The 22,972-nt window shown below is 65.8% G+C and carries 22 protein-coding genes and 1 pseudogene; 12 read left to right on the top strand and 11 right to left on the bottom strand.

The window, feature by feature from the left end:
* Nucleotides 1-65 precede the first annotated feature (65 nt).
* The gene (locus OTER_RS00285; RefSeq protein ID WP_012372884.1) at nt 66-1,070 is read right to left on the bottom strand and encodes an adenosine kinase; all 1,005 of its coding nucleotides are present in this window, start codon (nt 1,068-1,070) and stop codon (nt 66-68) included.
* A 50-nt stretch (nt 1,071-1,120) separates the two neighbouring features.
* Nucleotides 1,121-1,504 carry a DUF6941 family protein gene (locus tag OTER_RS00280; protein WP_012372883.1) on the bottom strand — a complete coding sequence of 128 codons (384 nt, stop codon included), beginning with the start codon at nt 1,502-1,504 and terminating at the stop codon, nt 1,121-1,123.
* 80 nt (nt 1,505-1,584) lie between these two features.
* Between OTER_RS00280 and OTER_RS00275 the strand changes: the two genes are divergently transcribed.
* From OTER_RS00275 to OTER_RS00255, 5 genes are all read left to right on the top strand, one after another.
* On the top strand, nt 1,585-1,809 hold the full coding sequence (locus OTER_RS00275; RefSeq protein WP_012372882.1) for a hypothetical protein: 225 nt from the start codon (nt 1,585-1,587) through the stop codon (nt 1,807-1,809).
* Nucleotides 1,810-1,994: 185 nt separating this feature from the next.
* The gene (gene pyrG / locus OTER_RS00270; protein WP_012372881.1) at nt 1,995-3,659 is read left to right on the top strand and encodes a CTP synthase; all 1,665 of its coding nucleotides are present in this window, start codon (nt 1,995-1,997) and stop codon (nt 3,657-3,659) included.
* Nucleotides 3,660-3,734: 75 nt separating this feature from the next.
* The gene (gene kdsA / locus OTER_RS00265; RefSeq protein ID WP_012372880.1) at nt 3,735-4,529 is read left to right on the top strand and encodes a 3-deoxy-8-phosphooctulonate synthase; all 795 of its coding nucleotides are present in this window, start codon (nt 3,735-3,737) and stop codon (nt 4,527-4,529) included.
* A 112-nt stretch (nt 4,530-4,641) separates the two neighbouring features.
* The gene (locus tag OTER_RS26545; RefSeq protein ID WP_012372879.1) at nt 4,642-5,148 is read left to right on the top strand and encodes a biotin/lipoyl-containing protein; all 507 of its coding nucleotides are present in this window, start codon (nt 4,642-4,644) and stop codon (nt 5,146-5,148) included.
* 20 nt (nt 5,149-5,168) lie between these two features.
* The gene (locus OTER_RS00255; RefSeq protein ID WP_012372878.1) at nt 5,169-6,170 is read left to right on the top strand and encodes a 3-oxoacyl-ACP synthase III family protein; all 1,002 of its coding nucleotides are present in this window, start codon (nt 5,169-5,171) and stop codon (nt 6,168-6,170) included.
* Nucleotides 6,171-6,384: 214 nt separating this feature from the next.
* Here OTER_RS00255 and OTER_RS00250 read toward each other — a convergent pair whose 3' ends face one another.
* From OTER_RS00250 to OTER_RS25595, 3 genes are all read right to left on the bottom strand, one after another.
* Nucleotides 6,385-7,377, bottom strand: coding sequence for a substrate-binding domain-containing protein (locus OTER_RS00250; protein ID WP_148217950.1), 993 nt, complete (start codon nt 7,375-7,377; stop codon nt 6,385-6,387).
* A gap of 11 nt (nt 7,378-7,388) precedes the next feature.
* On the bottom strand, nt 7,389-8,144 hold the full coding sequence (locus tag OTER_RS00245) for an RsmE family RNA methyltransferase (protein WP_012372876.1): 756 nt from the start codon (nt 8,142-8,144) through the stop codon (nt 7,389-7,391).
* 316 nt (nt 8,145-8,460) lie between these two features.
* On the bottom strand, nt 8,461-8,817 hold the full coding sequence (locus OTER_RS25595) for a hypothetical protein (protein WP_012372875.1): 357 nt from the start codon (nt 8,815-8,817) through the stop codon (nt 8,461-8,463).
* A 255-nt stretch (nt 8,818-9,072) separates the two neighbouring features.
* Between OTER_RS25595 and ku the strand changes: the two genes are divergently transcribed.
* From ku to OTER_RS00215, 5 genes are all read left to right on the top strand, one after another.
* Complete coding sequence (ku, locus tag OTER_RS00235; RefSeq protein ID WP_012372874.1) at nt 9,073-9,909, top strand: non-homologous end joining protein Ku; 837 nt, start codon at nt 9,073-9,075, stop codon at nt 9,907-9,909.
* Nucleotides 9,910-10,316: 407 nt separating this feature from the next.
* Complete coding sequence (locus tag OTER_RS23425) at nt 10,317-11,999, top strand: hybrid sensor histidine kinase/response regulator (protein WP_012372873.1); 1,683 nt, start codon at nt 10,317-10,319, stop codon at nt 11,997-11,999.
* Nucleotides 11,996-12,700, top strand: coding sequence for a response regulator transcription factor (locus OTER_RS00225; protein WP_012372872.1), 705 nt, complete (start codon nt 11,996-11,998; stop codon nt 12,698-12,700). Before OTER_RS23425 ends, OTER_RS00225 begins: the two co-directional genes overlap by 4 nt.
* A gap of 297 nt (nt 12,701-12,997) precedes the next feature.
* Nucleotides 12,998-13,846, top strand: coding sequence for an SDR family oxidoreductase (locus OTER_RS00220; protein ID WP_012372871.1), 849 nt, complete (start codon nt 12,998-13,000; stop codon nt 13,844-13,846).
* A gap of 11 nt (nt 13,847-13,857) precedes the next feature.
* Nucleotides 13,858-15,195, top strand: a complete 1,338-nt coding sequence (locus OTER_RS00215) for a sigma-54-dependent transcriptional regulator (protein ID WP_012372870.1) — start codon at nt 13,858-13,860, stop codon at nt 15,193-15,195.
* A 78-nt stretch (nt 15,196-15,273) separates the two neighbouring features.
* Here OTER_RS00215 and OTER_RS00210 read toward each other — a convergent pair whose 3' ends face one another.
* From OTER_RS00210 to OTER_RS26025, 6 genes are all read right to left on the bottom strand, one after another.
* The gene (locus OTER_RS00210; protein WP_012372869.1) at nt 15,274-15,876 is read right to left on the bottom strand and encodes a DUF4142 domain-containing protein; all 603 of its coding nucleotides are present in this window, start codon (nt 15,874-15,876) and stop codon (nt 15,274-15,276) included.
* 92 nt (nt 15,877-15,968) lie between these two features.
* The gene (locus OTER_RS00205) at nt 15,969-16,418 is read right to left on the bottom strand and encodes a response regulator (protein WP_012372868.1); all 450 of its coding nucleotides are present in this window, start codon (nt 16,416-16,418) and stop codon (nt 15,969-15,971) included.
* Nucleotides 16,405-19,614, bottom strand: coding sequence for a PAS domain S-box protein (locus OTER_RS23420; RefSeq protein ID WP_148217949.1), 3,210 nt, complete (start codon nt 19,612-19,614; stop codon nt 16,405-16,407). The genes OTER_RS00205 and OTER_RS23420 overlap by 14 nt, the downstream gene beginning before the upstream one ends.
* Before the next feature lie 92 nt (nt 19,615-19,706).
* Nucleotides 19,707-20,090 (bottom strand): DUF2934 domain-containing protein, encoded by a 384-nt coding sequence (locus tag OTER_RS26450; protein WP_083767553.1) that lies wholly within the window; start codon nt 20,088-20,090, stop codon nt 19,707-19,709.
* Nucleotides 20,091-20,212: 122 nt separating this feature from the next.
* On the bottom strand, nt 20,213-20,740 hold the full coding sequence (locus tag OTER_RS00190; protein ID WP_012372865.1) for a ferritin-like domain-containing protein: 528 nt from the start codon (nt 20,738-20,740) through the stop codon (nt 20,213-20,215).
* A 182-nt stretch (nt 20,741-20,922) separates the two neighbouring features.
* Nucleotides 20,923-21,099, bottom strand: a complete 177-nt coding sequence (locus tag OTER_RS26025; protein WP_012372864.1) for a hypothetical protein — start codon at nt 21,097-21,099, stop codon at nt 20,923-20,925.
* Between the two features lie 206 nt (nt 21,100-21,305).
* Here OTER_RS26025 and OTER_RS00185 point away from each other — a divergent pair, with 206 nt between their 5' ends.
* Nucleotides 21,306-22,328, top strand: coding sequence for a DUF72 domain-containing protein (locus tag OTER_RS00185; protein WP_012372863.1), 1,023 nt, complete (start codon nt 21,306-21,308; stop codon nt 22,326-22,328).
* Nucleotides 22,328-22,920 (top strand): annotated as a pseudogene (locus OTER_RS00180) (type 1 glutamine amidotransferase domain-containing protein). Before OTER_RS00185 ends, OTER_RS00180 begins: the two are co-directional and overlap by 1 nt.
* Nucleotides 22,921-22,972 lie beyond the last annotated feature (52 nt).

Genomic DNA, 22,972 nt, shown 5'->3' with positions numbered 1-22,972 from the left:
AGGACGATGCCACCGTCCGCACATTCGTGGCCGGCGGCGAGCGCCGGCCCTACGGAGGAGCGGTGTCAGGATTGGCGGGAAGCGAGCGCCAGCGCGCGGGCGCGGACGGCGGGCCAATGGCTGGCCGGAATGATCGGGCCGAGATGCCGCACGGTTTCCGCGCCCATCAGCGAAGCGACCGCACCGCACTGCGGGAGCGGCCAGCCACGCAGATAGCCGAAGAGGAAGCCGGCGGCCCACGCGTCACCGGCCCCGTTGGTGTCGATGACGTCGGTCACGATCACGGGAGCGATGCGGTGCATCTCGTCGCCCGTGGCAAGCCACGCGCCGTCTTTGCCCAGCTTCACGGCGGCGAGCACGCCGTAGTCGGCGAGCCGGCGCGTGAGCGTGGCGTAGTCTGACGTCTGGTCCTGAAACAGCGCGCGGATTTCGTCCTCGTTGGCGAAGACCACGTCGATGCCCTTGTGGAGCTGGGAAAAAATCCAGTCGCGCGTGACGTTGATCACGTCGAACGAGGCGAGATCGAGACTGACGGTGCAACCGGCGGCACGCGCGGCGGCGAGGACCGCGTCGGCGAGCGCCTGGTTGAAAACCAGGTAACCTTCGATGTGGGCGTGCCGGCAGCCGGCGAAATCGGCGGCCGTGATCTCCTCCGGGGCGAGTGTCATCGCGGCGCCGAGACACGTGCGCAGCGTGCGCTGCGCGTCGGGCGTGACGAGCGCGAGACAGCGCGCGTTGGGCAGCGCGCCGCGTTTGAAGCGCGAGCCATCGACGCCCGCGGCGACGAAACTGGTGCGATAGCTGGCGGCCAGCGTGTCGTTGCCCAGCTTGCCGAGGAAGGACGCGCGCAGCCCGAGCCGCGCGGCGTTGAAGGTGGCGTTCGCTGAGGACCCGCCGGTCGACGTGGCGGGCGCGATCTCGAGTCGCGAGAGGATTCCGTGCATTTCGTCCGCGTCGACGAGGACCATGCCGCCCTTCTCGCCGCGGACGTGCTGGAGGAACGACTCGGGCACGGTGGCGAGCAAATCCATGATCGGCGAACCGACACCAATAAGATCGAAGGAGGACATGAAGGTGGAGTCTGGTGGGAGTCGAGGTGGCGACATTTGCGACGGGCACGCTAATTCGTCACCGTGAGGTCGGTGGCGAGCAGCGGCTCGTCGTCGATTTCGACGAGGATCGAGTAGACGCCCGGCTGCGGGAACACGAGGTTGCGGATGTCATTGATCAAATTGATCCGGTGTAGCGGGCTCACCGATTCGAACATACGCTCGATCATCGGGCGCGGGGTTTCGTTGCCCATCGCCATCGAGATTCGCAACCGGTGCTGGCCGGGCCCGCAGTCGGTGAGCGTGAGAAACCAGATCATGTAAGGGTGAACGAACGGAAACTGGGCCGCGCCGATGTTGGAAAAGATGCCGAGCAGCGTGTGTTTGCCCGTGGCTGGATCGATGTGGACCCCGTCGCACGTCACCCAGGCGAGCAGCTGCGGCTTCGAATGCATCCGGGCAGTGGGGCAAGCGGCGCGGGAGGGGGCAAATCATTTTGCTTGGAGCCGCTGCAGCGTCGGGGCTTAAGAGGAGCATGACGCTGCCGCCGTCGCTGAAACCCGTGGTCGATTTCCTGGCGGGCTACCCGGACTGGGTGGTCGCGGCGGTGCTGACGGTGGTGGCGGTGCTGGTGCTTTGGATCCTCGCGAAGGTGCTGAAGTGGAGCCTGTATCTGCTGATGGCGCTGGTGCTGATTGGTGGAGCGATCGGCACCGTTTGGCTGCTGCTGGAGTGGCTGAGGCCGGCCGCCGGGAGCTGAGGAGCCATGTGGCACGGGCGTCCCGCCCGTGGAAGCCGCCCTGCCGTGTTCGCCCGGGCGGCGGATACTACGCGCCGCCGGAGACCACGCATCCCAAGCCATCACGGGCAAGATGCCCGTGCCACGCGGACGAGCCGAGCTTTGGCTTGTCACGCTTCGGCGGCGCGCTCATGTAACGGACCCCAATGAAATACATCTTCGTGACGGGCGGGGTCGTGTCGTCATTGGGGAAGGGCCTGACTGCGGCCTCCCTTGGCGCGTTGCTGGAACTCCGCGGGCTGACCGTGCGCATCCAGAAGTTCGATCCCTACCTGAACGTCGATCCGGGCACCATGAGCCCCTTCCAGCACGGCGAAGTGTATGTGCTCGAAGACGGCGCGGAGACCGATCTCGATCTCGGCCATTACGAGCGGTTCACCAGCGGGAAGCTGTCGCGGATGAACAGCCTCAGCTCGGGGCAGATTTACGAGAGCGTGATCCAGAAGGAGCGGCGCGGAGATTATCTCGGCAAGACGGTGCAGGTGATTCCGCACGTGACGAACGAGATCAAGGAGCGGATTTACCAGGCGGCGAAGGACGTCGACGTGCTGATCACCGAGATCGGCGGAACCACCGGCGACATCGAGGGGCTGCCGTTCCTCGAGGCGATGCGGCAGTTCGCGCTCGAGAACGGCCCGCGCGACGTGATCTTCATCCACGTCACGCTCGTGCCTTTCCTGCACGCGGCGGGTGAGCTGAAGACGAAGCCGACACAGCAGTCGGTCGCGAAGCTGCGCGAGATCGGCATTCAGCCGCACATTGTCGTGTGCCGGACGGATCATCCGCTCGACGCCGGATTGCGCGACAAGATCTCGATGTTCTGCAATGTGCCGGTGAAGGCGGTGATCGAGTGCGCGGACGTGGCCAACTCGATCTACGAACTGCCGCTGGCGCTGCAGAAGGAGGGGATGGACCAGCTGGTGACGGACCTGTTCGGGCTGACGCCGCCGGCGCCGGCGAACAACATCTGGGACAAAATCGTGCAGCGCCTCCTGAATCCGGCGCACGAGGTCACGATCGGAGTCGTGGGAAAATACATCGAGCTTCAGGACGCCTACAAATCGGTCTACGAATCGGTGACGCACGCGGGGATCGCGAACAACTGCCGGGTGAACGTGATCCGGATCGACGCGGAGGATCTGGAGAAAGGCGGCTTGGCGGTGTTGAAGGGGCTCGACGGCATCCTCGTGCCGGGCGGGTTTGGCGATCGCGGCACCGAGGGCAAGATCGCTGCAGCGAAGTATGCGCGCGAAACCGGTATTCCTTATTACGGACTCTGTCTCGGCTTGCAGATCGCGGTGATCGAGTATGCGCGCAACGTGCTGAAGCTGGAGGGGGCGAACAGCACCGAGTTCGAGCCGAATCCGGCCCATCCGGTGATCAACATGATGGAGGAGCAGAAGAAGATCATCGACAAGGGCGCGACCATGCGGCTCGGCAGCTACGAGTGCGCGCTCACGCCCGGCACGAAAGCCGCCCGCGCCTATGGCGCGGAGAGCATCCGCGAGCGGCACCGGCATCGTTACGAGGTGAACAACGCCTACGTCGAGCAGCTCAAACGTGGCGGCGTGGTGATCAGCGGGATCAATCCGCGGCGGAATCTCGTCGAGATCATCGAGCTCAAGGATCACCCGTGGTTTGTCGCGGTGCAGTTTCATCCGGAGTTTCAGTCGAAGCCGAATCGCGCGCACCCGTTGTTCGCGGCGTTCATCGCCGCGACGATCAAGCGCCATCGCGGAGCGGGGAAACCGGCGGCGAAATCCGCGGCGCGGACCAGGCGGTCGGCCGCGAAGAAAGGCCGGCAGGCTTAATCCGGTGCGCGCCGCGCCGTGCAATTTCGGCTCGGCGCCGCCGCGTGGGTCCGCCTAAGCTGCGTGCACGCGTCCATGCTCTTCGATTCGAAAAAACTGCTGGTGATCGCCGGCCCGTGTTCGTTGGAAAACGAGCGCGTGTGTCGCGCGGTCGCCGAGCGACTGCAGGAAATCCAGCGGGCGCAGCCGGAGCTGACGCTGGTGTTCAAGGGCTCGTTCGACAAAGCGAACCGCACCTCGCTCGCAGGCGACCGGGGCACGGGACTCGAGGCGGGGCTCGAGTTGCTCGCGCTGATCCGGCGCGAGTATGGATTCCCGGTGCTTACCGACGTGCACGAGCGGCCGCAGGTGCCGCAGGTGGCGGCGGTGTGCGACGTGCTGCAGATCCCCGCGTTTCTTTGCCGGCAGACCGATCTGTTGCTCGCGGCGGCGGCAACGGGCCGGGTGGTCAACGTGAAGAAAGGGCAGTTTCTTTCGCCGCAGGAGATGCAATTCGTGACCGGCAAGCTGCGCGAGGGTGGGGCGCGTGAGGTCTGGCAGACGGAGCGCGGCACGACGTTCGGTTATCAAAACCTCGTCGTCGACATGCGTTCATTTGCGATCATGCGGCAGAACGGTTACCCGACGGTGTTTGACGCGACGCACAGCGTGCAGCTGCCCGGCGCGGCGGGTGGCAAGAGCGGCGGCCAGCGCGAATTCGTGCCGCCGCTCGCGCAGGCGGCGTTGGCCGCGGGCGCGGACGGACTGTTTTTGGAAACGCATCCCGACCCGGCGCACGCGATCAGCGACGGTCCGAACATGATCCCGCTGGCCGATTTGCCCGCGCTGCTCGCCCGTTGCGTGCGGATCTGGAAGGCCGCGCGGGAATAGCTCCGGTGCAGGCACACCGGTGCGTGGAGCGACGGATGGAGCGTGCAAACGCAGACTGAGCACTCCCTTGACCAAGTCCCGTCGCCCCGCAGACTCCCAGCCCTCGATTGTCATGGAAACTTTCATCATCGACGTGCCGGTGCCCTCGATGGGCGCGACTGTGAGCGAGCTCAACGTGATCGTGGTCACGGTGAAACCGGGCGACCGCGTCGCGCGCGGACAACGCCTCGGCGACCTCGAGAGTGACAAATCGACCTTCGAATTTGAGAGTCCCTGCGAAGGGGTGATTCGCAACGTGGTGGCGCAAGTCGGGCAGACGCTGCAATCGGGGCAGGTTTTCTGTCAGATCGAAACGTCTGACGAGAGCCAACGGCACCTCGCCTCGAAATCGCCAGGCGGAATCGCGCCGGCGGCCGCGGCGCCGAGTGCGCCGGCGGCCGCGGCGCCGAGTGCGCCGGCGGCGCCGCCGAAACCGCTGGTGTGGACGCCGCGCGCGACGAAGCTCGCCCAGGAGGCCGGGTTGGATCCGGCGAAGGTCACGGACATCGAAGCCACGGGACCAGGCAACCGCGTGTCGGGTGACGACGTGACCGCATATCTCAAGAAGCGCCAAGGTTGAGCGCACCGCTTCCTTCTACGATGACATCCGCCAGTTCTTCGACCGTGTGCATCGCCGGCGTCGGCTATGCCGTGCCCGCGGGCATCCGGGCCAATAGCGAAATTCTCAAAGCCTTTCCGCATCGCACGGAAGAGGAGATGGTCCGGCTCACGGGCATCAAGGAGCGGCGTTACGCGGCGGAAAACGAGAGTGCGACCGACCTTGCGGCGATCGCGGTGCAGCACGCACTGCGGCAGGCGGGACTCGAGGCGACGCAGATCGACGGCGTGATCATGGCCACGTTGATTCCGGACCAGCCCGTGCCGTCGATGGCCAGTGCGCTGGCGCGGCGGCTGGGAATTCCGCACGCGCTGGCGTTTGATCTGAACGCCGCCTGCTCCGGCTGGCTCTACGCGTTGGAAGTAGGGCGATCGTTCATCGTGTCGGGCACGGCGCGCAATCTGATCGTCGTAACGGCCGAGCTGCTCTCGCGGATCACCAATCCGCAGGATCATCACACCGCGTTCCTGTTCGGTGACGGCGCGGGGGCGGCGATCCTGACGGCGGGAGCGAACGGTCACCGGCTGCACCGAATGGGGCTGGGCGGCGATGCGAATCAATTCGAGGCGATTCAGCGACCGGGCGGCGGCGCGCGGCGGCCCTTCCCCTGTGCCGAGCGCAGCGACCTCAATCACTTTTTCCTTCAGATGGACGGCGCGGCGGTGTTCAAACACGCGGTGCACGGGTTCGCCGAGCAGATCGAGCAAACCCTCGCGCGGGAAGGCTTGAAGACCGACGACATCGCGTGGGTCGTGCCGCACCAAGCCAACGAGCGAATCCTGAAAGCCGTGAGCCGTCGCGTGGGGATTCCCTACGAGAAGTTCGTGATGACGATTTCGAAATACGGCAACACGAGCGCCGCGAGCGTCTCGATGGCGCTGGGCTGGGCCGCGGAAGAAGGTATCTTCAACGATGGCGACCGGATTATCTTCTGCAGCGTGGGAGCGGGGCTGACGTTCGCGGGCGGGCTGCTGGTGTGGTAAGGAGAGAGGCGCCTCGCCAGCGTTTGGATGCGACGAGGGCGCCGCATCCCCAGGGAGACAACGGCCGATAAGCGTCGCGCGTGCCCCTCAGCGCGCCGGTGCGCGTCGCGGCCGCGTCGCTGACGACGCGGTCCGCACGGCGAAACCGTTCGGCTCCGGGGAGAGCCATTGGGGAAGCGCGTTGCGGCAACGCGCTCCACCTCGGCGATCCGAGCTACTCCTGCAACAGCGCCTGTACCTGCGGCTCGCCGAGGTTGGCTTTCGTTACGACGACGAAGTCGCAGTAAACCTGCTCAGGGACGGTCTGGCCCTTGAGCAGTGCCGCGGCCATGGTCACGCCCTTGGCGCCGATTTCCTTGGGCACCTGTGCAATCCAGCCGTGCATCACGTCGTTTTGCAGCGCCGCCACGATGGTGGGACTCAGATTAAAGCCGAAGCCGACGAGCTTCACCTTGCCGCCGAGCTGCTGCGATTCGATCACCTTCAGCATCGCCATGGTGCCGGGCGTGCCTGAGCAAAGCACCGCTTTGGTGTCGGGGTGCTGGCTGAACACGAGCTTGGCTTTTTCGACTTCGAAACCGGTTTCCGCGCCGCTGTAGATGTCGCGGTGCACGACCATCTTCGGGTAGACGTCATGGATGGCGTTGTAGGCGCTGCGCTCGCGCAGCGTGGTGGCGACGCCGGTCTGCGAATGTTTGAGGATGCAGACTTCGTCCTCTTCGGAGACGAAGGTGGTGAGCAACTTGCCGGCGGCGGCACCGGCGTCCTCGTGATTGGTGGCCACGAAAACCGGCATTGGCCCGGCGATGGGTGAGTCGAGCACGACGACCTTCACTCCCTTTGCGATCGCGGCGGCGACCGGAGCGGCGAGCGCGTCCTTGCTGTCGGGCGCAATGACGATCGCTTGCAGGCCTTGTGCGACCATCGAATTGAGGAGCTGCACTTGGATGCCGATGTCAGCTTCGGCCAGCGGCATCTTGACGGTGATTTCGAGGCCTTCCTTCTGGGCGGCCTCGACGGCGCCTTTTTCGACGGCGGTCCAAAAATCAGAACGACCTTTGAGGAGAACGCCAATCGTGGGAGCTGCAGCCGCGGTGGACGCAAGGCAAACGCCGAGCGCGACCGTCCCGGCAAAACGGCGAATCAGGGGAGATGTCATAGAGTAGGGGTTTCCCCCTTCAATCGGCCGCGCCCGATCCGCGCTCAAGCGGAAATCTTTCAGCCGTTCTGCAGTTCGTAGCTCAACACACTCAACGCGTACACCGCGGCGGTCTCGCAGCGCAGGACGAGCGGCCCGAGCGTGATCGGCTCGAAGCCGGCGGTTTTCGAAAGACTCATCTCCGCGGGCGTGAAATCACCTTCGGGTCCGACCAGCCACAGTACCTTTTTCGGGGTCCGGCCGTGTGTGGCCTGAAAGGCCGCGAGGACGGTTTTTAGCGACTTGGCGGCCGGCTGCAGGCTGGCGATGAGTTTCAAGTCATAACCGCGGGCAGATTCCATGAAGGTTGAGGCATTCTGGACGGCCGTGATTTCGGGGAGGAACGGATTGCCACATTGCTTCGCGGCTTCGAGCGCGGCGGTCTGCCATTTGTCGATCTTGCGGTCGGAACGGTCGGAATCGAGATGCACCTGCGTGCGTTCGCTTTCGAGCGGCGCGATCCGCGTGGCGCCGATCTCAGTGGCCTTGCGGACGATGGCGTCCATCGACGCGCCTTTGGGCAGCGCCTGTCCCAAGGTGATTTCGTAGGCGAGCGGCCGCGCTTTCTGGCGGAAACGCACCTTCAGGAGCGCGGCGTTCTTGCGGTCGTCGACCAGCTCGCAAATCCACTCCACGCCGCGGCCGTCGAACGCCACGACGGTGTCGCCGCGTTTGGCGCGGTTGACCGCGACCAGGTGGTGCGATTCGTCGGCCGAAAGCGTGATTTCGGAGGGTTCGGCGGTCGCCGGGAGGCAGAAAACGCGAAAATCAGGCATACTGCAGTGAAACGGCCCGGCTGGGCGCTGACAAGCATCCGCACGGGCCGACCCAGACAGCGGGAAAACAGAAAGGGCGCTGGTGAAAAACCAGCGCCCTTGCCGACTTTAACTACAAACTATGAACTACACTAAAAAGAACGTAACACCTAACACACACCGGGAAAGACGCACGAGGTGCCGGAGCGTTCAAAAAAAAGCTGACGGGTTCAATTATGACAGGCCGGCGCTGATTCGTACCGCCGGTAGCAACGAAGCGGTGCAGCCCACGCCTACCCCTTTTGATCCTGTTGGCGTTCGCGGCGACGCGCGGCGATCATCTGATCGTGTTGGGCTTCGTCGACACCCTCGAGGGCGAGCCGCTCCACGGCCTTCTCCTCGTCGGGTCCTTCGAGCGTGCGGGTCTGCTGGCCACTGTCGGAGACTGGTTCGCTGGGATCGCGGGAAATATCGCGATGGGGTTCGTCCTCCTCGACCGTGGTCGGCGGCGCTGAAGGCCGAGCAGATCGGCTTTGGCGCGGGCGAGGTCGTCGTCGGTGATGTCGGCGCCGGAGCGGCCGTCGATGTCGGCCAGCTCACGTGCCCGCCGCTCGATGTCGGCGCGGCTGATGCCGCCCGTGCCCTTGCCATGGAGAAGGATGCGGCCGGTGGTAGGATCGTTGGAGAGATTCATGATGGGAGATCGGTGGGGCGCCGCCGGCGGAGTGCCGGGAGCGAAATTCGCGTACGCCGTGACGCGGCGGATGGGCCGGGACGGCGAGCTTCCTTTTGGTCCGCAATCTACTCGCTCACGGCGACGTCACCATCCAGTCCGCCGCGGCTCGCTTCATGGGGCCAAAGCCCGAGCGAAAGTGCTACGGGAAATCGCGTGGGGTCGAATCAGGGCCGCCGCCGCTGGCGAGAGGCGGAAGCCCGGCTAGGTTGCGGGATGAGGTCTCTTTGGAAAGGCTCGATCAGCTTTGGTTTGGTCAACATCCCCGTGGCGCTTTATCCGGCGACGCGGAGCGAAGAACTGAAGTTCCGGCTGCTGCGATCGAGCGATCTCAGCCCGGTGAACTACAAGCGGGTGGCGCAGGCGGACGGTCGCGAAGTGCCGTGGGAGCAAATCGTCAAGGGCTACGAATATGAGAAGGGGAAGTTCGTGGTTTTGAAGGAGGACGACTTCAAGCGCGTCGACGTCGAGGCCACGCAGACGGTGGACATCATGGATTTCGTGCAGCTGGACGAGGTGAACCCGATGTATTTTCACAAGCCCTACTACCTGGTGCCGGACAAGGGCGGCGCGCCAGCCTACACGCTGCTGCACGACGTGCTCACGGAAACCAAGAAAGCAGGCATCGCGAAGGTCGTGATTCGGACGCGGCAGCACCTCGCCGCCGTGAAGGCGCAGGGGCAGGCGCTGGTGCTCGAGATCATGCATTTCGCGCAGGAACTCGTGGATGTCGGCGAACTGGATATCCCTGTGGCGAAAGGGGGCGCGAAACGTCGCGAACTCGACATGGCCAAAGCGCTGGTCGAGCAAATGACCGAGACTTGGCAGCCTGAGCGCTACACCGACGACTATACCTCGGCGTTGATGGCGATGATCAAAGAGAAGATCGAGTCAGGCGGAAAGACCAGCGGGGCGGCGCCGAAGCCGCGTCGCGCCACGAATGTGATCGACTTGGCGGCGGTCCTGCAGGAGAGCCTCAACCAGACGGGAGCAGGCGCGAAAAAGAAGCCGGCCAAGACGGCCAAGCGCGGTAAATCGCGCAAGGCGGCATAGTCGCGGTTGGGCCAGGCAAGTCGACCTGCGCGCAGCCGCTCCGAATCGCGTTGCCGCCTCCAGCGGCGCGCGCACGCCGGGCGTTGCAGAAAACCTGCGAACAAGTGAGAGGCGAGGGGGTCTGTGCGTCACTTGCGCACCGTTTCCTTCACTGACGCAGGCCTCGGGGATTCCCGCATTCTGGCATCCCGCCATTGCCACCGGCGGGAAACCGCATCGGGTATTTCAACAGATGATGGTTCCGGTGGATTTGGTGAACAGAACTGGTGGCGTGTCCGGGGCGGTGCTTTCGGGATTCCACGATAGCGCTTCGCTGCGCCGCCATTAGCCGCTCCGCCAATCACGATGCGCGCCTTATGACTGTTTCCACGCCTCCTTCCGTCCAGTCCCCTCCGACGAACAACCGCATGTCCACCGCGGCGAACCCTACAACCATTCACGTGCTGGTGGTCGAAGACCACGAGGACGATTTTCGCTATCTGGCGTTTCTGCTCGGGCGCAGCGGCACCGCCAACTATCACCTGAGCTGGGCGTCGAGTTACGCGGCGGGGCAGGCGATGCTGCGGCAGGGCGGATTCGACGTCGGCTTGTTCGACTACCGCTTGGGCGGCGGCACCGGACTCGATTTGTTGCGGGAGGCGCACGAGACGGGCTGCACGATTCCGATCATTTTGCTGACGGGACACGACAGCGCCGAGGTCGACCAGGAAGCGTCGCAGGCGGGCGCGGCGGACTATTTGTGCAAGACCGGGCTGACGGGCACCGAGCTCGAGCGTACCATTCGCTACGCGATGCGGCACGCGGCGATGACGACCGCGTTGCGTCAAAGCCAGCAGCAGCTCGAGCTGTTCATGCGCAGCGTGCCGTGCGCGGTGGGGATTCGGGACCAGCAGGGCCAGCTCCTTTTTCAAAACGAACTGTTCGCGCGCTATTTCAAGGACGGCGGGCTGCTCGAGCGGGTGGGGCCGTCGTCGTTCGTCGAGGCGCTCCCGTACTCGCAGGGCGACCGCCACTGGCTGGTGAACTCCTTTGCGATGGTGAATGCCGAGGGCCAGCGTCTGCAGGGCTTCGCCGCGATCGACATCAGCGAGCGCGTGCGGATGGAAAACGAGCTGCGGCGCACGACCAGCCTGTTGAGCAGCATCATGCGCAGCCTGCCCGCGATCGCGGGCCGGCTCGATGCGTCCGGGCGCGTGGTCGAGGCGCAGGGCAGCGGATTGGACCGGACGGGCCTGGCGCCCGAGAATTTGCTGGGCCGCGTGTTCGCGGCGCAATATCCCCCGAGCGCGATGGCGATCGCGCAGGCACTGCAGGGCGAATCGGCGAACTTCTCGCTGACCGGCAAAGTCGGCGCGCAGGAGTGGCAGGTGGAATTTTTCGTGACGGCGGACAGCGATCGCGCGGGCGGAGCGGCCTTCTTCGGGCGCGACGTCACCGAGCGGCGCTGGTTGGAGCAGCGCCTGCTCACGATCAGCGACGCGGAGCAGCAGCGCATCGGCGCGGATCTGCACGACGGGTTGGGCCAGCAGCTGACGGGCATGGCGTGCCTCGCGGCCGCGCTGCGCGACCGGTTGAAAAAAACCACGCCGGCGGAGGCGGAGAACGCGGATTTGATCGCGCGGCTGGCCAGCGAATCGGTGGCGCAGAGCCGGGCGCTCGCCCGCGGGTTGTGTCCCGTGCAGTTGGAGAAAAACAGCCTCACGAGCGCGCTCGAAGACCTCACCTATCAGGCGCAGCTGCTGCACGGCAGCGAATGCCGTTTCCGCGCCGAGGGTGCCCCGCCGCAATGCGAGCACCTGGCCGCGATCCATCTGTACCGCATCACGCAGGAAGCGATTCACAACGCCGCCCGTCACGGTGGCGCCAAGCACATTCTCGTCCATCTCGCGCCGAAGGCCGGCCAGTATTGCCTCACGATCAAGGACGACGGTCGGGGCTTCGATCTGAACGCCGCCCGGGCCGCAACGGGATCCGGGTTACGACTGATGAGCTATCGGGCGAACATGATCGGTGGCACATTTTCGGCGGAATCTAGCCCCGAACGGGGAACACAAGTGAGCGTTCTGTTTACGAGTGCATCTGCGAAATGAAAACCAATCCCGACCCCGAAAACTCGCCGGCGGCGAGCAGCACTCCGACGAAGAGTCGCGTCTTCCTGGTCGACGATCACCCCATCACGCGCCAAGGCGTGGCGGTTTTGATCAATCAGGAGCGCGATCTGATGGTGTGCGGCGAGGCCGATAGCGCGCCCGTTGCGATCGACCTGATCCAGAAGCTTTCCCCCGATGTGGCTTTGGTGGACATCACGCTCAAGACGACGAGCGGGATCGAGTTGATGAAACACCTGAAGGCGCTCCGGCCGGAGATGCCGGTGCTGATCATGAGCATGCATGACGAGAGCCTGTTCGCCGAGCGCGCGCTCCGCGCCGGCGCCAAGGGCTACATCATGAAGCACGAGGCCAGTGCGAAGATCCTCACGGCGATCCGCCGCGTCCTTTCCGGCGAACTTTATCTCAGCGACAAGATGAAGGAGAAGATGCTGCACCGGCTGGTGAACAACCGGAAGGAGGAGGTCGTCTTCTCGATCGACACGCTGAGCGATCGCGAGATGGAGGTGTTTCAGCTGATCGGCAACGGCTATGGCACACGTCAGATCGCCTCGAAGCTCAACCTTAGCGTGAAGACGATCGATTCCTATCGCGAGCACCTGAAGCTGAAGCTGCGGCTGGAGAGCGGCACCGAACTCGTCCGCCACGCCATTCAGTGGGTGAAGAGCGAAGGTCTGGTCTGACGGCGCACGACAGGAACGAGCGCGCGGGACGACTCGGCATTTTGCCGGCTGGACGATCGGAGTACGCCCCGATGTTTCCCGGCTGAGATGTCGGCTATAACGCCCCCGGTTGTTCCGGTGGCCGGATCCCAGTAGCTCACCCCTGGCGACCCACCCCGCCAGCCGCTGCGATCCGGCCACCGCGTGCACCGGGCGCGCGTCACGGAGGGCGCGGTGGATCAGGGATCTCCCGGGCTGGGCTTCGGACCGACCCCTGATTTCGAGCGGCGGCCCGACCGGCATAATGTGGCCTGCCACATGACGCTTCGCCCGCCGCAAACCCAGCCGCAACAGCCAGGTATCGAGTCTGCCATGACGCCGCGGCCGGTCAGCGAAGGCAACCACTTGAAACCGGCTGGCCGGCTGCTGGGCAAGGTGGCTTTGATCACCGGGGGCGACAGCGGCATCGGGCGCGCCGTGGCGATCGCGTTCGCGCGGGAAGGGGCAAACATTGCGTTGAATTATCTGAACGAACACACGGATGCGATCGAGACGCGCACGCGGGTGGAGACGCTGGGGCGGAGCTGTCTGCTGCTGCCGGGCGATGTCGGCGACTCGCGCGAGTGCGAGAAATTCGTGACCGCCACGCTCGCGAAATACGAAGGCATCGACGTGGTGGTGAACAACGCGGCGGAGCAGCACCCGCAGGCCTCGCTGGCCGACATCACCGACGCGCAGCTGGAGCGGACGTTTCGCACCAACATCTTTGCGCATTTCTACCTCACGCGGGCGGCCTTGCCGTACCTGAAGAAGGGCGCGACGGTCATCAACACCACGTCGGTGACGGCTTACCGCGGCAGTTCCCATCTGCTCGACTACAGCGCCACCAAGGGCGCGATCGTGGCGTTCACCCGGTCGCTGGCGCTGGCGCTCGTGGAAAAGGGGATCCGGGTCAACGCGGTGGCGCCGGGCCCGATCTGGACTCCGCTGATCCCGGCGACGTTCTCGAAGGAAAAGGTCGCTTCGTTCGGCAGCGACGTGCCGATGAAGCGGGCGGGCGAACCGGAAGAGGTCGCACCGTGCTACGTCTTTCTCGCCTCGGAGGAGGCGTCCTACATCACCGGCCAGGTGCTGCATCCCAACGGGGGTGAGATCATCAACGGCTAACCGCTCCGCGTATGAAGTTGGTGCTTATCGGTTCCGAATCCCAGAACCGCCGGTTGGTTAGCCTTGGGCTGCACCGCCGCGGGGATGAAACGTGCCAGCTCACCCGCCGCGCGGAGCTCGCGCGGCTGCCAGCGCTGCGCGAATGGCAGGTCGTGCTCCTCGACTGGGACCTGCGCACCGACGGTGCCGCCGAGCTGTTGCGCGAGCTGCACGAACGCGATCCGGAGCTGCCGGTGGTGGCCATCGTGACCAATCCATCGGCGGCTGCCCAGGCGCGCACCGCCGGCGCGACGGAGACCGTTTTCAAACCGATCAACATCGACGAGGGGCGCGCACTGCTGCAGCGGGTCGCCCGCGCCGCCAAACCCGCGGCATCCGCCGCCGAGCCCGCGGGCGACACGCGGTTCATCACGCAGAGCGCGGCGATGGAGCAGGTGCTCGCGATGGCCTGGCGCGTCGCGCCGACGTCCGCGTCGGTGCTGCTGCTGGGCGAGAACGGCACCGGCAAATCCATGCTCGCGCGCGCCGTCCATGAGCACAGCACGCGCGCGAATGGGCCCTTCATCAACGTGAACTGCCCGTGCCTGCAGCCGCAATTGCTCGAGAGCGAGTTGTTCGGCCACGTGCGCGGGGCTTTCACCGGCGCCGTCAGCGATGCCGTGGGCAAGGTCGCAGCGGCCGAGGGAGGAACGCTTTTTCTCGACGAAGTCGGCGAGTTGCCGCCAGAGATCCAGGCGAAGCTGTTGCGGCTGCTGCAGGAGCGCTGCTACGAGCGCCTCGGCGAAGCCCAGACGCGTCGCGCGGACATCCGCGTGATCGCCGCCACCAATCGCGACCTGCGGCAACGCGTGGCAGCGGGCGCCTTCCGTGAGGACCTCTACTATAGGCTCAACGTAATCACCATCGAGATGCCGTCGCTGCGGGGCCGGCCCGAGGACATCGTGCCGTTGGCCGAGCATTTTCTCGAGACGCTGAGCCAGTCGGCCGGCGGGCCGCGCCGACGGCTGACGCTGGCGGCGCGGGAGGCGCTCGTGGCCCACAGCTGGCCGGGAAACCTGCGCGAGTTGCGCAACCTCGTCGAGCGCGCGGCGATTCTGTGCGACCGCGAGTGGCTCGACGCGACGGATTTCCCGGAACTCCTCGGCCGCACCGAACCCGGCTCACCGCAAGTCGGCGAATTCGTCACGCTCGAAGCGCTGATCGAGGCGCACATCCGGCAGGTGACCGCCCGCGCCGAGAGCTACGAACAGGCGGCGCGCATCCTGGGCATCGACAAGTCGACGCTCTACCGCTGGCGGAAACGCTTCGAGAACTTCGATCCGACGAACGTCGAGGCGTTCGTCGGCTGACGGCGGCCGGCAAAAAAAAGCGGACGTGCTCGCACGTCCGCTCGTGAATCAGACGGCGCACCGCCGGTGCATCGGTGATTACTTGACCGACTTGTGCTTCAGATTCTTCGCCGTCTGCAGGTGTTCCTGCATCGCCGGCAAATGCATGCGGGCGAACGAGGCCAGCTCGGCGTCGTCCGACTTTTCGGCATGCGAGCTCAGCAGGTCGATGGAGTCCTCGTGCGCATCGATCATCTTCTCCAGATAGTCCTCGTCGAAATCCTTGGCGGATTTCTTCGACCACTTGGCGAGATTCGTTTCGTCGGTCGGGAGCATCAGGCCCTTGCTGGAGGCCAGCTTCGACAGCTCTGCGTTCACCTTCTCGTGGGCGGCGACGAGCTCCTGCGCAAAGTTGCGGATGTCGGGACGCGCCGCCTGCGTGGTCGCGAGCTTGGAGAGCGCGACCTCTTCCATGCCGAGTTTGGCCAGCTTGTCGACGAACCGGCGATCGCCGCGCGACAGCTGCAGTGAGCCGCTCATGCTGCGCTCGCCGGCGGTGGCGGAGGCAGAGGCGGTGGGAGTGGTCTTGTCGGCCGAGCTGGCTCGGCTCGTATCGGCCGCGAACACCGGAGTGGCGGCGGTGAAGGCGAGCAACGAAGCGGCACAAAGCGCGTGCCGTATAGGGGTTTGGTAAGTTTTCATGACACTCCCACAGTCCTCGGCACCGGGCGATCGGTGCCACGGGTTCGCCCCGCAGTGCGGCGTCGGACGCCGACCCTTGGCAAGATTCCCGATCAAGCCGCGTGGCGTGGCGGCGCCTCGTTGTGCTCAAGCCAGAACGCGCGGAACGCGGAGGCGAGTTCGACGAGCTGGGTGAGCGAGGAGGGCTTCACCAGATACGAGTTGGCGCCCGCGGCGTAAGCACGACGCAGGTCGCTGCGTTCTTTTGACGACGTGAGCACGACGACCGGGAGCGTGGCGAAACGCGGATCGCCACGAATCCAGGCCAGCACCTCGAGCCCCGAGCAACGCGGCAGCTTCAGGTCGAGGAGTACGACGGAAGGAAGGGGATACGCGGAGCGGTCCGCAAAGGCGCTGCGGCCGTCGAGGTAGGCGATCGCCTGGTCGCCGTCATGGACGGTATGCACAGGATGACTGATGCCGGCGCGCGCGAACGCATGCTGCAGCAGCGTGACGGCGTCGGGCTCATCTTCGACCAGGAGAATGGGATCAAGCGGTAGCATGCGCGACAGCGGGCAACACGGCGTTCACCGCGGGGAATTCAATCCAGAAGCGACTGCCGGCGTCCGGGACCGACTCGAGCCCGCAGCTGCCGCCCATGCGGCTGACCGCTTTGCGTACGAGCGACAACCCGATGCCGGTGCCCGGGTATTCGCCGGGGCTGTGCAACCGTTCGAAAAGCCCAAAGATTCGTTCGTGATGCCGCGGGTCGATGCCGATGCCTTCGTCCTCGACCCAGAGCCGCACGCCACGCTCCGACACCTCGGCGCGGATGCGCACGACTGGCGGCTGCCCGGCGCGGGTGAATTTCAGCGCGTTGGAAACCAAATTGGAGATCGCCTGAAAGAGGCCGGTGCGATCCGCGCGCACGGTGGGCAAGGGGCTGTCGACGGACACCCGCGCCGACGTTTGGCGAATCATCGCGTGCTGGTTGGCGAGCACGTCGGAGATCACGTCGTCGAGCGGCAGTTCCGCCAGTTGCAGATCCGTGCGGGCGAGCCGACTGTAGGAAAGAAGGTCCTGGATGATCGTATCCATCCGCGTCGCCGCGCGGATGATGCGCTGGAGGTAGTCGCGGTTTTCGGCCGAAAGCGTGGCGCCGGCATCGGTGCGGATCGCCTCCGCGAAACCGCGGACGAACTGCAGTGGCGTGCGCAAGTCGTGGGAGACAGAATAGGTGAACGCCTCGAGTTCGGCGTTCGCTTCCCGCAGTGTCGCCGTGCGCATCCGGACGCGTGCCTCGAGTTCCTCGGCGTGGGACTTGAGGCGCGCGCGGGCTTCGTCGAGTTCGGCATAGGCCCGGCGCTGCTCGTCCATGTCGGTGGCGCTGCCGACCCACTGGACGACGGCCAGGTGATCGTCGCGGCGGGGCAGCGCGCGCACGAGATGCCAGCGCCAGGTGGGATTTTTGCCGCAGCGCAGCCGGCACTCGTGCTCGAACGGGACACACTGCGCGACTGCGCGATGCCAGAGTTCGCGCGTGATCGCGCGATCCTCGAAATGTACCGCCTCGAGCCAGCCGTCGCGCGCGAGCGACGCCGCCTCGGTCATGCCGGTCGTTTCCAGCCAGCGGCGGTTGACGTAGTCGGGTTGTCCGTCCGGCAGCGCCGTCCACACCATCTGCGGCATGGCGTCAGCGAGGAAGCGATAGCGGGTGAGAGCCTCGGCGAGCGCCTGCTCGGTCTCCTTTCGCTCCGTGATGTCGTACGCGTGGATCACCACTCCGCACACGCGCCCGTCGGCGTCGCGGTCGGGCCGGTAGCTTGCGATGAGGTGACGCTCCCGGTCGCCAGTGCGCAGGGTGGTTTCGTGCCGCATGTTCCGGCCGCGGAACGCGGCGCGGAGGTAAGGCGCGATGCGCGGGTAGGCCTCGTCGCCGACGAGCTCGCGCATCGTCCGTCCCTGGATGGCGAAACCGTCCACCCCGAGCCATTTCGCATATTTCTCGTTGTGCAGCTGGAAGCGTTCGTCGAGTCCGAGATAGCCGACCATCGCGGGCATCGCATCGATGATGGTCTTGAGCAGCAGGCTTTGGCGGTCGAGGGCGCGCTCGGCGTGCTTCTGCGCGGTGAGGTCGAGCACGAACACGAGCGACTCGTCGGTTTGCGGCAGGACCATGCCACAGACGAGTGCCTGCACGCGCGCGCCATCGGGCCGGACGTATTCCTTTTCGTAGGGAGCGCAACGGCCGGTGCGGACCAGTTCCTCGCCAGTGTGCATGTCGACGAAGTGCCAGCCGGGGGCGGTGCGCTCGTTCATGCTGGCGCGGCCGGCCGCGACGTCGTCCTGCGTGTAACCGAGGAGTTGGGCCAGCGTGCCGTTGGCGGTCAGGATCTGCCCGGAGCGAGCGACCGTGCCGATGCCAAACACATTGGCCTCCCAGATGAACCGGAATCGCTGCTCACTGCGCTCCACTTCGCGCAACGCCTGGGCCTCGGCGGCGGCGGCCTGACAGGCGCTGCGATAGAGCCGGGCATTGTCGAGGGCGAGGCCGGCGATCCCGGCGATCTTGCGCACGAGTTCGCATTCCTCGGCGCCGAGCCGCCGCCCCGAGGCGAGCGTGGCGAGCGCCAGCACGCCGATGATCGCCCCGCGCGCACGCAGCGGTACGCCGGCGTAGGTGATGTCCGGCGTGGCGCGCAGTCGCTCGAGCTGGGCTTCGTCGGCCGCGAGCGTGCGGAGCAGCGCTTCGTCCGGGCCGGTGAGCTGCACGAGTGCACCTTCGCGCACGACGCGCTGCTCCAGGCTGTCCGGGGCCGCGGCGGGCCGCGGCACGCCGCCGGCGGGAACGCGGTCGTTGCGCTGCAGCCGCACGAGTTCGAGCTTCCCCGCGTCGTTGACGAGATGAATGGAACACCAGTCCGCGATCCGCGGGACGAACGCCTGCCCGAGCACGTCGGCGCACTTGTCGAGATCGAGCGATTCGGTGAGCGCCGCCTGCAGCCGCGCGATGAAGGCGAGTTCCTCGCGCTCGTGGCGCGAATCGGTGACGTCGTTGCAGGAGCCGATGTAGCCTTCGAACTCGCCGTCCTGGTCGAAGCGGGGCACGGCGTACTCGTGTAACCAGCGGTAGGTGTCGTCGGCGCGGCGCAGCCGGTATTCGATGCGGAAGGGCTTGCGGGCGGCCATCGCCTCGGTCGAAACGGCGTGATAACGCGCCGCGTCGGCGGGGTGCAATTGGCCGGGGCGCCGGCCATGCGGTTCACTCGCGCGGCCGGTGAACGTGACCCAATTGCGGTTCACGAACGCGCAGCAACCGTCCGCGCCCGTGGACCAGATCAGCACCGGCGCGTTGTTCGCCATGATTTCGAAATTGCGCGCGGCTTCGTCGCGGGCGACGCGCGACCGTCGCAGCGCCGAATGCAGCGCGACGCACAGGCCGGTGATGATCCCGCCGTTGGCCACGAACAGCAACAGGCGGGAGACGATGGCAGAGTCCAGGCCGGTCGTGGACGAGCCGGCGTAGACGCCGACCAGGGCGCCGCCCACGGTGGCGAGTAGGCCCGCCCGCGCGCCCCCGAACCACGCGCTCACAAACGTGACCGGCAGGAGCAGCGCGAACGGAGCATCATACTGGAGGCCGAAAACGGTCGTCGTGCGGCAATACACCGCCGCGCCCATCGCGAGGAGGGGAATGCCCCAGCGCACCAGAGGCGGACGTTCCTGCGGGGGCAGAAGTATCGCAAAGCCGGATGCCACGCGGCTAACGTGGCAAGCTCCCGGGGCTTGTCACCCACGGAGCCTATCGGGGAAACCCGTATCGTGACATCAGGCAGTCGTCCGGGCCTCGGTTAACCTTTGGAGCGGGCCCGCCCTCCCGGCATCCGGGGAGTGGCGGTCGCACCGCCGGCGCGGCCCGCGCGGGCGCCGGGCGAGGGCGGCGGAGTGGCGGGCGCGGTGGAGGCCGGCGTCGCCTCGCCGGCGAACGCGGGCGCAGGCGTGGTCGCGCGCTGGTCGCGCAGATTACGTTCGGCCTCGAGCCAGATCGCCTCATCGCGGCCGGAGGGTCGGCCATATTTTTCCCACAGCTCCTGGGCGTGGCGGGAAATCTCGTCGTGGGAGATTTGGGACTGAGAGGTGGCGGAAAGAGAAGAAGAACTCGCGTCGTTCATGACTCGCTGACTATAGCGGCGCGGCTCTGCGGAATCCATCGGGCTGATTGCGATGGGTCGCATGGGAAAACCGGAGAACGCACGCGCTGAGATCACGACGCGGCGGTCTCAGGTTGAACCGCGGCGCAAAAAAAACGCGGCCGCCGTCAGGCAGGCCGCGTCGTGAGCGTGACGTGGGCGAAGGACTATTCCTCGTCTTCTTCCTCGTCCTCTTCTTCGCCTTCGGTCTCGGCCTTGAGGTTCAGCGAAGAGGCGAGAGCGGTGAGCTTCCGGTCGGTCTCCGCTTCTTCGTCGAGCGTTTCCTGCAGGAGCGACACGATCTCGTCCTCGCCGAGCAGTTCGGCGAAGGTTCGCACCGTGCCGTAGCCGGCGATCTCGTAATGCTCGACCTTCTGGGCGGCGCCGATCAGGGCGGCATCCTTCACCGCGGGTGAAGCGTCCTCCTTGATCTTCTCTTCGCCCTCGGCGATGAGGCCTTTCATGGCTTTGCAGGTTTTGCCCTTTGGCGAGGCTTCGAGCAGTTCCATGGCCCGGTCGAGCCGCGCGATGTGTTCGTGCGTCTGGTCGAGGTGTTCCTCGAAGCCGGCCTTGAGATTCTCGTCGTTCGCCGCCTTGGCCATCTTCGGCAGCGCCTTCGTCAGCTGCGTCTCGGCGTTGTAAAGGTCCTTGAGTTCGTCGATCAGCAGTTCCTGGAGCGTAGTGGTTTTGGACATGATCAGTTCAGATTGAGGGTTGAAAGACGGCGAGCGGCGATCGGCGCCGGGGACAGCGCGTCGGCACCCGCCGGTTGTCGCGTGGATGGTGTGGCGAATCGGTGGCGAGTTCCGCCGGACGGCTCCCGTTTTCCCCTAAACGCGCGGCCACCTTGGCGTACGCCGATGAGGCCAGGTCACGGCTATTCCGCGCCCGGGCCGGTTTCGACAGCGCGCGCGGGCTCCTCCCAAAACGCCCAGACGACGACGCCGGCCGCGGCGAAAAACAGCAACACGGCGAGTACCATCCCCAGGTTCACCTTCGTGGTGCGTTTGGAGACATTTACGACGCGACGCGTATCATCTTTGTCGAAACCCATGGTGCCCCGGCCGCGCGGCGCGGCCAGGGGCTGCTGGACCGGTGAAAGCGACCGACGTTCACGGGCGGAAGCCGTTTTTGTGTCGTTGCGGTATTCTCCGGGGGCGTTTCTCGCCGACGGACCGGCTCAAACTCGGGAATCCTCCCGGGCGTCCGTCCGCCCTTCGGCCCCATGGCCGCGCCTGAGAGATCGCGCTAGCTTGACCGATGGCGGACACGCGCATCGGGATCTCCGGTTGGACCTATGCTCCGTGGCGGGGCACGTTCTTCCCTGCCGGGCTGAGCCGCGGGCGCGAGCTGGCGTATGCGGCGGCGCAGGTGCGCACGATCGAGATCAACGGGACGTTTTATTCCATGCAACGGCCCTCGAGCTTCGCGGCCTGGCGAGCCGAGACGCCGGACGATTTCGTCTTCGCGATCAAGGGGCCACGGTTCGTGACGCACATGAAACAGCTCAACGACGTGGTTGCGCCGTTGGGCAATTTTTTCGCTTCCGGGGTGCTCCGGTTGGGGCCGAAGCTCGGTCCGTTGCTGTGGCAGCTGCCGCCGCGGATGCGTTTCAATCCCGAGCGACTGGCGCGGTTTTTCGACGTGCTGCCGCGGACCCAACGCGAAGCCGCGCTGCTGGGCCGGCATCATGACCATCGGCTCAAGGCGCGCGCCTGGCTGCGGGTCGAGCGCGATCAACCGCTGCGCCACGCATTGGAGGTGCGCCACGATTCGTTCATGACGGATGAGTTCATCACACTGCTCCGGCGGCACGACATCGGGCTGGTCGTGGCGGATACGGCCGGCAAATGGCCGCGGTTGGGCGATGTCACGGCGGATTTTGTTTACGTGCGCCTGCACGGCGACACCGAGCTGTACGCGAGTGGTTACACCCAGGAGGCGCTGCAGACCTGGGCGGCGCGGATCCGGGCCTGGAGTGCGGGGAAAGACATCTCGGATCTGCCGCGGGTCGGTGCGTCCGCCGCCCGGCGGCCGGCGGGACGCGACGTGTTCGTCTATTTCGACAACGATGTGAAGACGCACGCGCCGTTCGATGCGATGACACTTGCGCACGAGTTGGGCCTCGGGCCGCCCGCGCCGGCCGGCCCGCTGCCGGGCACGGGCCGCGTCGAAGCCGTTCGCACCACTTGGGCCGCCTGGCGCTCACCGCGCGTCGCGGCGCGCCGGACCCGTCGGCCCACCTCTCAACGGTCAATGATAACCCTCAACGAAAGGACCTGATGAAACAGACCCTGGCCAACAAACGCGTGGCGATCCTCGTCACGGACGGATTCGAACAAAGCGAGCTGGAGCAGCCGCGTGCCGCGCTCGAGGATGCGGGTGCGTCGACCACGCTGATTTCACCGAAGAAAGACACGGTGCGCGCGTGGAACGAGGACGACTTCGGCGACACGTTCAACGTCGACCAGACGCTGCAACGGGCAAACGCCGAGGAGTTCGATGCGTTGCTCCTGCCCGGCGGCGTGATGAATCCGGACCATCTCCGGATGGAACCGGACGCGGTGCGGTTCGTGGAACATTTTTTCCAGGCGGGAAAACCCGTCGCGGCGATCTGCCACGGTCCGCAGCTGCTGATCGAGGCGGACGTGTGCGCGGACGACGCCTGACCTCGTATCCCTCGCTCAAAACGGATCTGCGGAATGCCGGAGCGGACTGGGTGGATGAACCGGTGGTGACCGATCAGGGGCTCGTGACGAGCCGCCGGCCGGCCGACATCCCGCAATTCAACGAGAAGATGGTCGAGGAATTCTGCGAAGGCCGGCACGAAGGCCAGCGACGTTCAGTCGACACGCCGCTTTCTGCTCATCGCTGAGTTCGGCGCGCTTCGCGCGATAACCGTGTTCAGGAAAACTTCTCGGTTGGCG

It is taken from the genome of Opitutus terrae PB90-1, assembly GCF_000019965.1.
In the GTDB taxonomy this organism is placed as follows: domain Bacteria; phylum Verrucomicrobiota; class Verrucomicrobiia; order Opitutales; family Opitutaceae; genus Opitutus; species Opitutus terrae.
Note: the sequence above shows the minus strand (reverse complement) of the source record. Positions and strands in the feature narration are given on the sequence as shown.